Origin of the sequence: Yinghuangia sp. YIM S09857, from assembly GCF_051388915.1 — a bacterium.
Taxonomy (GTDB): domain Bacteria; phylum Actinomycetota; class Actinomycetes; order Streptomycetales; family Streptomycetaceae; genus Yinghuangia.
The window spans coordinates 481116-492057 of the sequence record NZ_JBPKBH010000005.1; the positions used below are offsets into that span (position 1 = coordinate 481116).

10 protein-coding genes and 1 pseudogene are annotated in these 10942 nt (G+C 72.5%); 4 read left to right on the forward strand and 7 right to left on the reverse strand.

Features of this window, described 5'->3' with window-relative positions:
• Nucleotides 1-21: 21 nt before the first annotated feature.
• The gene (locus ACRX5S_RS13525) at nt 22-1293 is read left to right on the forward strand and encodes a styrene monooxygenase/indole monooxygenase family protein (RefSeq protein ID WP_436773215.1); all 1272 of its coding nucleotides are present in this window, start codon (nt 22-24) and stop codon (nt 1291-1293) included.
• 28 nt (nt 1294-1321) lie between these two features.
• Here ACRX5S_RS13525 and ACRX5S_RS13530 read toward each other — a convergent pair whose 3' ends face one another.
• The 4 genes from ACRX5S_RS13530 to ACRX5S_RS13545 form a co-directional block, all read right to left on the reverse strand.
• Nucleotides 1322-1807, reverse strand: a complete 486-nt coding sequence (locus tag ACRX5S_RS13530; protein ID WP_436773130.1) for a hypothetical protein — start codon at nt 1805-1807, stop codon at nt 1322-1324.
• Nucleotides 1808-1843: 36 nt separating this feature from the next.
• The gene (locus ACRX5S_RS13535) at nt 1844-2692 is read right to left on the reverse strand and encodes a maleylpyruvate isomerase family mycothiol-dependent enzyme (protein ID WP_436773131.1); all 849 of its coding nucleotides are present in this window, start codon (nt 2690-2692) and stop codon (nt 1844-1846) included.
• A complete protein-coding gene (locus tag ACRX5S_RS13540; protein ID WP_436773132.1) occupies nt 2689-3225 on the reverse strand; it encodes a sigma factor in 537 nt (178 codons plus the stop codon). Before ACRX5S_RS13540 ends, ACRX5S_RS13535 begins: the two co-directional genes overlap by 4 nt.
• A gap of 249 nt (nt 3226-3474) precedes the next feature.
• Nucleotides 3475-3936 carry a DUF302 domain-containing protein gene (locus ACRX5S_RS13545; RefSeq protein WP_436773133.1) on the reverse strand — a complete coding sequence of 154 codons (462 nt, stop codon included), beginning with the start codon at nt 3934-3936 and terminating at the stop codon, nt 3475-3477.
• Between the two features lie 83 nt (nt 3937-4019).
• Here ACRX5S_RS13545 and ACRX5S_RS13550 point away from each other — a divergent pair, with 83 nt between their 5' ends.
• Together ACRX5S_RS13550 and ACRX5S_RS13555 are read left to right on the forward strand one after the other, a co-directional pair.
• Nucleotides 4020-6233 carry an MMPL family transporter gene (locus ACRX5S_RS13550; RefSeq protein WP_436773134.1) on the forward strand — a complete coding sequence of 738 codons (2214 nt, stop codon included), beginning with the start codon at nt 4020-4022 and terminating at the stop codon, nt 6231-6233.
• A 70-nt stretch (nt 6234-6303) separates the two neighbouring features.
• On the forward strand, nt 6304-6573 hold the full coding sequence (locus ACRX5S_RS13555) for a metal-sensitive transcriptional regulator (RefSeq protein ID WP_436773135.1): 270 nt from the start codon (nt 6304-6306) through the stop codon (nt 6571-6573).
• A gap of 14 nt (nt 6574-6587) precedes the next feature.
• Here the strand turns inward: ACRX5S_RS13555 and ACRX5S_RS13560 are convergent, their stop codons facing one another.
• Both ACRX5S_RS13560 and ACRX5S_RS13565 read right to left on the reverse strand, forming a co-directional pair.
• Nucleotides 6588-6899 carry an ATP/GTP-binding protein gene (locus ACRX5S_RS13560; RefSeq protein ID WP_436773136.1) on the reverse strand — a complete coding sequence of 104 codons (312 nt, stop codon included), beginning with the start codon at nt 6897-6899 and terminating at the stop codon, nt 6588-6590.
• Nucleotides 6900-7041: 142 nt separating this feature from the next.
• On the reverse strand, nt 7042-8817 hold the full coding sequence (locus tag ACRX5S_RS13565; protein WP_436773216.1) for a 3-hydroxyacyl-CoA dehydrogenase family protein: 1776 nt from the start codon (nt 8815-8817) through the stop codon (nt 7042-7044).
• A gap of 271 nt (nt 8818-9088) precedes the next feature.
• Here ACRX5S_RS13565 and ACRX5S_RS13570 point away from each other — a divergent pair, with 271 nt between their 5' ends.
• Nucleotides 9089-10114, forward strand: coding sequence for an LLM class flavin-dependent oxidoreductase (locus tag ACRX5S_RS13570; RefSeq protein WP_436773137.1), 1026 nt, complete (start codon nt 9089-9091; stop codon nt 10112-10114).
• A gap of 13 nt (nt 10115-10127) precedes the next feature.
• Here the strand turns inward: ACRX5S_RS13570 and ACRX5S_RS13575 are convergent.
• Nucleotides 10128-10942 (reverse strand): annotated as a pseudogene (locus ACRX5S_RS13575) (phosphoribosyltransferase); the annotation flags it as partial.

Here is a 10942-nt window from a genome sequence, read left to right on the forward strand (position 1 = left end):
GTGCACGGAAGCGGGTTCGCGGTGCGGAAGATCCTGGTAGTCGGGGCCGGGCAAGCCGGTCTGATGCTCGCGCTCGGCCTCCAGGACCGGGGTTACGAGGTGACGATCGTCTCGGACCGTACGGCCGACGAGATCCGCGGCGGGCGCGTCATGTCGACGCAGTGCATGTTCGGCACCGCGCTGGCCCACGAGCGGGACTTCGGCCTCGGTCTGTGGGACGGGACGGCCCCCGACGTCCTGGGGCTCGGGGTGTCGGTCGCGGGCCCGGACGGGCGGCGGCTGGTCGACTGGGTGGGACGCCTGGACGCGCACGCGCACTCGGTGGACCAGCGCGTGAAGATGGCCGCCTGGCTGGAGCTGTTCGCCGAGCGGGGCGGCAGCGTGGTGGTGCACCCGGTGGGCGTCGCGGACCTGGAGTGGTATGCGGACCGGTTCGACCTGGTGCTGCTGGCCGCGGGCAAGGGGCCCCTGGCGGGCATGTTCGACCGGGATCCGGCGCGGTCGCCGTACACCCGTCCCATGCGGTCGCTGGCGGTGTCGTACGTGCACGGCCTCGGGCCCCGGCCCGAGCACGACTTCCCGGCGGTGCGCTGCAATCTGGTGCCGGGGGTCGGCGAGCTGTTCGTGATACCGGCGCTGACGCTGTCCGGCCCCTGCGACATCCTCTTCTTCGAGGGCGTGCCGGGCGGGCCGCTGGACGCCTTCCAGGGCGTACGCGACCCGCAGGAGCACCTGGACCTGACGCTGCGGCTGATGAGGCAGTTCGTGCCGTGGGAGTACGACCGGGCCGCGGGCGGGGTGGAGCTCACCGACGCGCACGGCACGCTGTCCGGCCGCTACACCCCGACGGTGCGGCGTCCGGTGGTGGAACTCGCCTCCGGCGGCCTGGTGCTGGGCGTCGCGGACGTGGTGGTGGCGAACGATCCGATCACCGGGCAGGGCTCCAACAACGCGGCCGTGTGCGCGGCCGTGTACCTGGAGGCCGTCGAGGCGTGCGGGGACGGGGAGTTCGACCGGGCGTGGATGACGGAGACCTTCGAGGCGTACTGGACGCACGCGGCGGCGGTCACGAAGTGGACGAACACGATGCTGGCGCCGCCGGAGGAGCACGTGCTGCGGCTCATCGGCGCCGGGACGGAACACCGGGCGGTGGCGGACCGGTTCGCCAACGGCTTCGACGACCCGGCGGACTTCGAGGCGTGGTTCTACACGCCGGAGCGGGCGGACGCATACCTGGCGTCGCTCGGCGGCGAGCACCGGTCCGCGCGGCGCCGGACGACCTTCCAGCAGTAGAGCCGATCGACCGTCGGTGCGCGCGGCGCTACACCGCGCTCCAGCAGTAGAGCCGGTCTCCCGCGTCGCGGGCGCGGCGGGCCAGGGCGACGAAGTCGGCGGCGAGTCCGGTGAGATCGCCGTCCAGTCCGGCTGCCCTCCCCCACCGCGCGGCGAACTCGGGCAGGCGCGTGTCGTCGGCGTCGGCGAGGGCGTCCCGTGTGCGCTGTCCCAGTTCGGCGATCAGCACGCCTTCGTCCCCGGACGGGTCCTCGGGAGTCGCGGCGGCGGCGTCGCCGGCCGGCCACACGAGCACGAAGTCCAAGGAATCGGGGGCGGTGAAGTCGGTGACCGTCCCCGCGACCGCGTCCACCAGGGGTACGAGCATGACGGCGAAGTCGATGCCTTTGGCGTCCATGGCGTCGAAGACGGGCTGCCCGGGGGCGCCGCGCCCCTTGGGCCCGCCGTCCCGCTCCAGCGCCCGCAGGGCGGCGGCGGCGTCCGGTGCCCGGTAGTAGTCGAAGAGAACACCCATGCCGAACTCTCTACCATGGCCGGGGACGGCCCGCCGTTACAGGATCGCCAGCGAGGCGACGGCAATCAGTGCGGCGTTCGCGGTGTCCGGGTCGCCCTGCACCTCGACCTCGGTTTCGTCCGGACGCCTGTTGCCGCCGAGGAGACGGCAGAAGTCCGTGGACGACAAACGGAGTTCGGCCTTCGGCTCACCCGCGCCCAGGGACACGGTGGCCCCGCCCGGGCCGTCGACCACCAGCTTTGCGGCGACTTCGGATTCGAGCAACCCCAGTGTCGCGAAACCGAGTTCGACAAGGTGTTCCATCGATTCGGGCGACGGTTCGGGGAAGGGCCTGCCCACCGCGCGGCCGATGTCGTCGGCGTGCAACCACGTCTCGAAGCCGCGCGCGAGGTAGGCGTCGGCCAACGCCAGTGTGCGGCCCGCGTATTCGACGGGAGCGTCGTCCCGCTCCCGGGACGCGCGGCTCTTCAGCAGGCTCCGCGCCTGTGCGCGCCAGGCGTGCCAGCTCATGCGGTACGGCCTGCCGTGGTGCCGGGCCATGATGTAGCGGCTGCGGCCCTCCCACTCGCCGACCGGCCCGCCGAACTGCGCCATGGACGCGAACGGGCCCTCGTACGGCGGCAGTCGGATCGCCTCGGGCACGCCCGCCGCGGCGCACACCGCGCCGTCCCCGGCCATCAGGTGCACCACGGTCTGCTGCACGTCCCAGTCGTGGATGACCTGCGTCGCCCACTCCTCGCTGCTGAGGTCCCGCAGCAGGGCGTCGAGGGCGGTGAACGCCTCGGCGAACGCCCGGGCGTGCGGTCCGGTGGGGACCGACGGCTCGCGTCTGCGCAGGGCTTCGGCGACGACGCGCCCCCGTACCGCTGCCGGCAGCCCTGTCATGACCGCGCCTCCGTCCCTTCCTCCGCCACGGCACTTCCGCCGTCGCGGGCCGCCGCGTCCCACTGCGCCAGGCCGGAGCGCACCCGTTCGGCCACCACGCTCTCGACCACGCCGAGCTTCGCGGCGACCTGGCGGTACGTCAGGCCCTCGAAGTAGGAGAGCTCCACCACGTCCCGCAGCTCCGGTGCGAGGCCCGCCAGGGAGGTCGCGACGGCGTCCTCGTCCCGGGATTCGCCGCCGCCCGGTGCCGCGGATTGCCCTGGTCCGCCGACGCGTTCGACCGCTCGGCGGTGTGCGGCGGCGATCAGCCAGGCGGCCATCGACCACTTCGACGGGTCGTAGGAGTACGGGCGTTCCCACAGTCCGACGAAGACCTCGCAGGTGACGTCCTCGGCGGCCTGCGGGTCTCGGGTCACGCGCAGGGCCACTCCGTACACGAACTCCGCGTAGGCGTCGTACACCCGGCCGAGTGTGTGCTCGTCGCCGAGCAGCAGCCCGCGGTGGTCCAATCCGTCGTCACGGCTGTCCGGCACGCCCCGCCCCACGGCCACCCCACCTCAGTCCGCCCGCAAGCACAGCGGGCATCCCCGGATCACCCCACGACGGTACGCCTCGGAACCCGCTCCCGCCCAGCCTCGGACGGCAATCCGGAGGGTCGTCTTCGCCGGAGCGGCGGGCAACTCCTCGGCATTCAACTGCCGTTCACTTGGCGGTTCGGCGTCCGTGGGGGAACTCACCCGGATTCCAGCGCAATTGCGGGTGGCTTCCGCTTCAACGGCGGCTCATTCGGCGGCCGTTCCACCAGCGGCTGCTTCGGCACCGCCTTCGGCGTCGCCGCCGGCGGCGAGAGCGGCAAAGGCTGCGACGGCGGCCAGCGCGGCGTCGAGCCGGCCCGCGGCCTCGTCGGCGATCGGGCGCAGTGCCTCGATCCCGGTGAACGCGACCATGGCCGCCGGGTCGAAGGCCTGGACGAGCGTCCCGCCGCCGTCGCCGCGGACCACCACGTTGCACGGCAGCAGGAGCCCGATGTTCCGGTCGACGCCGAGCGCGCGGTGCGCGAGCGGCGGGTTGCAGGCGCCGAGGATCAGGTAGTCCTCCATGGGCTCACCCAGCTTGGCGGCCATGGTGGCGGTGACGTCGATCTCGGTCAGCACGCCGAAGCCCTGCGCGGCGAGGGCGTCCCGTACGGCGGCCACCGTGTCGGCGAATCCGGTCGTCACGCGGACGGTGCGGTCGTAGGACATGGTGTCGATCTCCTCCGAAAATACGGGTGGGGGTATCCGGTACGCTGTCCATATTACCCCGGGGGGTATATCCAGGAGGAACTGTGACCGTTGGTGACCACATACGCGACACCGGCTCGGGGAACGCCCCCGCGACCGCACCGGCAGCGCCCCGGCCCGCCGGACCGGCACCGCGCCCGGGCCGCTTCGGACGCCTCGGCCTGTGGTCCGCCGCACACCTGCGCCTGGTCGCCGTGCTCTGGCTCGCCCTCGTCGCGGGGCTCGGCGCCTTCGCCCCCCAGGTGACATCGGCGCTCGCCGGCGCGGGCTGGCATGCCGAGGGCAGCGAATCGGTGCAGGTCCGCGACCTCGCGCAGCGGCACTTCGGCGGCAACGCCTCGACCGCGCTGCAAGTGGTCGTGCGCGCCGACCGGCCGGTCGCCGACCCGTCCGTCCAGGCGGTCGTCGACCGCGCCACCGCGCTGCTGGAGGCCGATGCCCGCGTCACCGCCGTCGTGCCGCCGCAGCCCGGTGCCACGCTCGGCGCCGACGGCCGGACCGCCGTGCTGCTGGCCGGAGCGGGCGGCGACTCCGACGCCATGGTCCGGGCCGCCGACGACCTCAAGGAACCGCTCGCGGCGCTCTCCGGCGACGGGGTGGAGGTGGCGGCGACCGGCTCGTCCGTCATGTGGAGCGACTTCAACACCGCGAACCACGACGCGATGATCAAGTCGGAGATGCTGTCGTGGCCGGTGACCATGGCGATCCTGGTCCTGGCGTTCGGCTCACTGGTGGCCGCCGGGCTGCCGCTGCTGCTCACGCTGGCCGGCCTGGCCGCGTCGGCCGGGGCCCTGGTGCTGCTCGACCACGTGACGCCGGTCTCCATCTGGGCGATGAACTTCGCGATGATGTTCGCGCTCGCCCTCGGCATCGACTACGCGCTGTTCCTCGTGGTGCGCTTCCGGGCGGCCCTGGCCCGGCACGGCGACGCCCGCCGAGCGGTGGCCGAGACGATGGACACAGCGGGCAAGGCGGTGGCGCTCTCCGGGGCGACGGTCCTGGTCAGCCTGTCCGCGGTGATGCTCGTTCCGGCGCCGGCGTTCCGCACGATGGCGCTGGGCATCATGCTGGCCGTCGTCTTCGTGCTCGCCGCCACGCTCACGCTCCTGCCCGCGGTGCTCGGGCGCCTGGGCCCCAAGGTCGACGCGGCGGCGCTGCCGTGGCGCCGGAGCGGGCGTGCGAACTCCCCTGACAACGCGAGCGGTTCGCCGCGCTTCACCCGCTGGGCCGACAAGCTCTGGCGGCACCCGCTGCGTTACGGCGTGCCCGCGCTCGTGGTGCTGCTGGTCCTGGCCGCACCGGTGATCGGGCTGCGGACCGCCATGCCGTCGATCGACGTCGTCCCGGCGGACGCGTCCTCCCGGGTCGGATACACCGCCGTGCAGGAGGAGTTCGGCCCGGGCGCGCCCGGCATGCTGCAAATCGTGACACCGACCGCGCAGGCGGCGGGAGTTGCGGACGACGCCGCGAGCGACCCCGGAATCGCCGCGGTGCTGCCTCCGGTTGCGGCCACCGACGGTTCGGGGCTCAGCATGGTCCAGGCCGTACCGTCCGTGGACCCGTCCGATCCGGCGCTCGGCGACACGCTGGACCGGCTGCGCGCCGGACTGGTCGACGAGGCGCGAGTCGGCGGTGCCGCGGCGGAGAACCTCGACCTGAAGACCGCGCTGGACGACCGCACGCCGCTCGTGCTCGGCGTCGTCCTCGGACTGGGCTTCCTGCTCCTGGTGTTCGCGTTGCGGGCGCCTTTGGCCGCGCTGCTCGGCACGGTGACGAGCCTGCTGTCCACCGCGGCCGCGTTCGGCGTCGCACGGCTCATCTTCCAGGACGGGCACGGCGCGTCGCTGCTGGGCTTCACGCCGCAGGGCTTCCTGGACGGCTGGGCGCCGGTGTTCTTCTTCGCGATGATCTTCGCGGTGGCGATGGACTACACCGTGTTCCTGCTCGCCTCCGCCAAGGAGCACTACGAGAAGACCGGCGACGCACGCCGGGCGACGGTCGGCGCGCTGGCCGACTCCGGGCGCGTGGTCTTCGCGGCGGCGGCGGTCATGGTCGCCGTGTTCTTCACCTTCGCGCTGTCCGGACCGCTGCCGCCCAAGGAGATGGGCGTCGTGCTCGGGACGGCGGTGCTGCTGGACGCGGCGCTCGTGCGCCTCGTGCTGCTGCCGGTCCTGCTGCGGCTGTCCGGGCGGGCGGCGTGGTGGTGCCCGGCGTGGCTGCGCCGCGTGCTGCCGGACGTGCGGTTCTCGCACGACTGACCGCGGCAGCCCGTCGGATATACCCCCAGGGGTACTATGGGCCCCTGATGCACAAGGAAAGGCCGATGAAATGACCGTCGTCGACGAGGACGCGAGCCGCGCCGTCCTGAACCGCCTGCGCCGCGCCCAGGGGCAACTGACCGCCGTCATCGCGATGGTGGAGGCCGGCCGTGACTGCAAGGACGTCGTGACGCAACTCGCGGCGGTGTCAAGGGCGTTGGACCGCGCCGGTTTCAAGATCATCGCCAGCGGTATGCGCCAGTGCCTGACCGAGACCGACGGCGACAGCCCGCCGCTGAGCGAGGCCGAGCTGGAGAAGTTGTTCCTGTCGCTCGCCTGAGGCGCCCGGGCCGGTCAGCGCCGGCCGGGACGGTGGCGCAGGTGGCGGTTGCCGCGGTTGTTCCAGCAGGCGCGGTGCCAGTGGCGGCGGTCGTCCACCGTGCCGAGCCCGTCCGCGCGCCACGCGACGACGTGCGGGACGCCGACCGGGATCTCGTGGTCGCAGCCCGGGCAGCGGTACGTCTTGGCGGCCGCGGCGCCCGAGACCGGGCGTACGATCCACTCCCCGTCGCGGCCCGACTCGCGCGACTCCAGCCCGAACCAGCCGCCGGACCCGGAGTCCGGGTCGGGGCGTTCCGGTCGCTGCGGGCGATTTCGACGGGGCACGGGAAAAGCGTAGAGGTCGGTGGGCCCCCTGCCGCCAGGGGGCTCGCCGACCTCCGCGTCCCGCGCTGCTTCTCCGCTCTGCCTATCCGGACTGCTTCTCGGGGCTACTTCACCGCGCTACCGCTCCGTGCCGCCCCTCGCGCTACTTCTTCGCGTAGTCCCGGAAGCCGCGGCCCGTCTTGCGGCCGAGGTAGCCCGCCGTCACCAGGTGCTCCAGCAGCGTCGCGGGCGCCCACCCCGGCTCGCGGAACTCGGCGTACAGCACCCGCTCGATGGCCAGCGACACGTCGAGGCCGACGACGTCGAGGAGTTCGAACGGACCCATCGGATACCCGGCGCCGGTCTTGATCGCGGTGTCGATCTCGTCCGCCGACGCGTAGTTGGCCTGGAGCATCTTGACCGCGTCGTTCAGGTACGGGAACAGCAGCGCGTTCACGATGAATCCCGCCCGGTCGCCGCAGTCCACCGCATGCTTGCGGGTGCGGCGGCACACCTCGTGGACGGTGGCCACGACGTCGTCCGACGTGGTGACCGTGCGCACCACCTCGACCAGCTTCATCACCGGCGCCGGGTTGAAGAAGTGCATGCCCACGACGTCCTCGGGACGCTTCGTGGCCATCGCGCACTCGATCACCGGCAGCGAGGACGTGGTCGTGGCGAGCACCGCGCCCGGCTTGCAGATCTCGTCGAAGTTCTCGAACAGCGCCTGCTTGACCGACAGTTCCTCGACGACGGCCTCCAGCACGAGGTCCGCGTCGGCGAGGTCCTCCAGGCGCGTCGTGCCGGTGACCCGGCCGAGCGCCGCGTCCCGGTCCTCCTCGCTGAGGCGGCCGCGCTGCACCTGCTTGTCGAGCGAGCGCGTGAGCGCGCCGGTGACCGCGCCGACCTTCGCGTCGCTGCGGGCGACGAACGTCACCTGGTAGCCGGACTTCGCGAACACCTCGACGATGCCGGTCGCCATCGTGCCGGACCCGACGACGCCAACTGCGTTGATCTCACGGGGTGTTCCGGCGACCGTGGTACCCGCCGCGGCGTCCGAGACGACGGCCGACGAGCCGGGTGCCTCGTACCGGTAGAAGCCGCGCCCGCTCTTGCGGCCCAGCAGGCCCGCGGTGGCCATCTGCTTGAGGATCGGCGCGGGTGCGTGCAGGCGGTCGCGCGACTGGCGGTACATCTGCTGGAGGATGTTGTACGCCGTGTCGATGCCGACCAGGTCCAGCACCGCGAGCGGGCCCATCGGCAGGCCGCAGCCGAAGCGCATGGCCGCGTCGATGTCCTCGCGTGTGGCGTACTTCTCCTCGAACATCGCCGCGGCGTGGTTCAGGTACGCGAACAGCAGCCCGTTCGCGATGAACCCGGCCCGGTCCCCCGCCACCACCGGCGCCTTGCCGAGCTTCTCGGCGAGCGCCACGACGTCCTCCAGGACGTCCGGCTCGGTGACGACCGTGCGCACGACCTCGACCAGCTTCATGACCGGGGCCGGGTTGAAGAAGTGCAGGCCGACGACGCGGGCCGAGCGGCCGGTGGCGACCGACAGCTCGGTGACCGACAGCGACGAGGTGTTCGTGGCGAGGATGGTGTCCGGGCCGCAGATCTTGTCGAGCTGCGCGAACATGTCCAGCTTGAGGTCGAGCTGCTCCGGTATGGCCTCCAGGACCAGGTCGGCGTCGGCCACGGCGGTGAGGTCGCTGCCGAGGCTGACGCGCCCGTACAGCTCGGTCTGCTCGTCCTCGGTCAGCTTGCCGCGCTCGACGGCCCGGGCGGTCGAGGTGCGGATGCGGGCGAGGCCGCGTTCGACCGCGGCATCGTCCACCTCCACGCCGATGACGCGGACGCCGCCGCGGGCGAGGATCTCGACGATGCCGGCACCCATGGTGCCGAGGCCGACCACGCCGACCGTTGTGATGTCACGCGCCATCATGCGCTCCTTGAATGCCGTCTCCCCGAGAGGAGTACGCCTTGAGGGTTGCCGTGCGGGTTCCGCTGGTGCTGCTGCTGTTCGGTACCGCTGGTGCCGCTGATTGCCGCTGCTGGTTACCGCTGCTGGTTACCGCTGAGTATTCCTGCGCTGTGCGGGGAGTATTGCAGGCCCTGCCGAACGGGCACAGACCGGTCGGACAAGCCGTTCGTGCCCCAATGGGGATTTCACCCGTTATGACGGGTGCAGGGATACCGAGAGGCTGCCCACCATGAAGTTGGGGATCTTCCTGCTCGCGGCCCAGTTCGAGGCCGGAGACCAGGGAACGGTGCTCACCTCCGCCATGGACGCGGGGTGCGCCGCGGAGGAGGCCGGGTTCGACGAGGCGTGGATCGCCGAGCACCACTTCGTGCCGTACGGGTTGTGCCCGTCCGCGGTCACGTTTGCGGCCATGCTACTGGGGCGTACGGACCGGCTGCGAGTAGGGACGGCCATCAGTGTGCTGCCCAACACCCATCCGGTCGCACTCGGCGAGCAGGCCGCGCTGCTGGACCAGCTCTCCGGCGGCCGCTTCACGCTGGGCATCGGCCGCGGCGGGCCGTGGGTGGACCTGGAGGTCTTCGGCGGCGGCATCGAGCGGTACGACGAGGAGGGCTGGGCCGAGTCCGTCGACCTCCTCATGCGCTGGCTGACCCTGCGCCGGGTGGGCGCCGACGGCCGGCACTTCCGCTTCCGCCCGGTCCCGGTGGTCCCCCGGCCGCTGACCCGCCCGCATCCGCCCGCGATCGTCGCCTGTACGTCCGCCTCCTCGGCCGCGCTGGCCGCCCGGCAGGGCCTCCCGATGCTGCTCGGCATGCATGCGGACGACTGCGAGAAGGCCGAGATGATCCGCGCTTACGACGCCGCCGCCCGCGCCTGCGGCCGGGACCCGCGCGGCGTCGAGCACGCCGCGGCCTCGGTCGCCCTGGTCGCCGACTCGCGCGCCGAGGCGGTGCGCGAACTCAAGGCCGCCATGCCGCGCTGGCTGAACCGGGGACTGTCCGCCCACCAGACGGTCGACGGCCGGGCCCGGACCATGCGCGACCCGCACGCGTACACCGACTACCTGTGCGAGATCCACCCGGTCGGCACCCCGCGCGACGTCGTCGCCGCCCTGCGCCGCACCACCGAGGCCACCGGCATCCGCCGCCACCTCCTGTTCGCCGAGGGCACCGGCCGCCCGGACCGCACGCTCGACAACATCCGCAGACTGGGCAAGGAAGTCCTCCCCGAACTCCGCGACGCATCCGCGGGGTGAGCCGCGCGTCCGGCTATCCGGCCGCCTGCCCGCCGGTCATGTGCTCCAGGAACCAGTCCCGCGCCAGCTCCGTGACCACCGACAACGTGCCGGGTTCGGTGAACAGGTGGGTCGCACCGGGAACGACCGACAGGCGGTTCTCGCCACGCAGGAGGGCCTGGGCCTCGCGGTTGAGGTCCAGCACGAGATGGTCGTCGCCGCCCACGATCAACAGCGTGGGGGTCGTCACCGACGGAAGACACGGCCCCGCGAGATCCGGCCGCCCGCCCCGGGAGACGACGGCCGAGACCCCGGAGTCGAGTTCCGCGGCCCACAGCGCGGCGGCCGCACCCGTACTCGCTCCGAAGTAGCCCAACGGCAAGCCCACCAGCGCAGGTTGCCCGCGCAGCCAGTGGGTCACCCCGACCAGGCGGCGGGCGAGCATTTCGGTGTCGAACACCTGTGCGCGATCGCCCTCTTCGTCCTCGGTGAGCAGATCGAACAGCAACGTGGCGAGCCCGGCCGCGTTCAGCCCGGAGGCGACGAAGCGATTGCGCGGGCTGCGCCTGCCGCTTCCGCTGCCGTGCGCGAACACGACGACGCCCCGCGGGCTTTCGGGCACGCTCCAGGTCCCACCCAACCGGGTCCCGCCGATGCGCACCTCGACTTCGCGTTCTCCGGCGGCGGGTCTGCGGACGCGGGCGTCGGCGTGGTCCAAGCACTCGACGACCTCGGCGTCCGAGGTCTGCGTGAAGTCGGCGTAGAAGCGCCCGATGGCGAGGAAGTCCACGGGCTGGTACGGGCACACGAATTCGTCGACGTCCTTGCCGACGCGGGGGGGGGGGGGCG

Coding starts and splice junctions, on each gene's coding strand:
- ACRX5S_RS13530 (WP_436773130.1), bottom strand. CDS start 1,807: ATGGGTGTTCTCTTCGACTACTACCGGGCACCGGACGCCGCCGCCGCC.
- ACRX5S_RS13535 (WP_436773131.1), bottom strand. CDS start 2,692: ATGACAGGGCTGCCGGCAGCGGTACGGGGGCGCGTCGTCGCCGAAGCC.
- ACRX5S_RS13545 (WP_436773133.1), bottom strand. CDS start 3,936: ATGTCCTACGACCGCACCGTCCGCGTGACGACCGGATTCGCCGACACG.
- ACRX5S_RS13555 (WP_436773135.1), top strand. CDS start 6,304: ATGACCGTCGTCGACGAGGACGCGAGCCGCGCCGTCCTGAACCGCCTG.
- ACRX5S_RS13565 (WP_436773216.1), bottom strand. CDS start 8,817: ATGGCGCGTGACATCACAACGGTCGGCGTGGTCGGCCTCGGCACCATG.
- ACRX5S_RS13570 (WP_436773137.1), top strand. CDS start 9,089: ATGAAGTTGGGGATCTTCCTGCTCGCGGCCCAGTTCGAGGCCGGAGAC.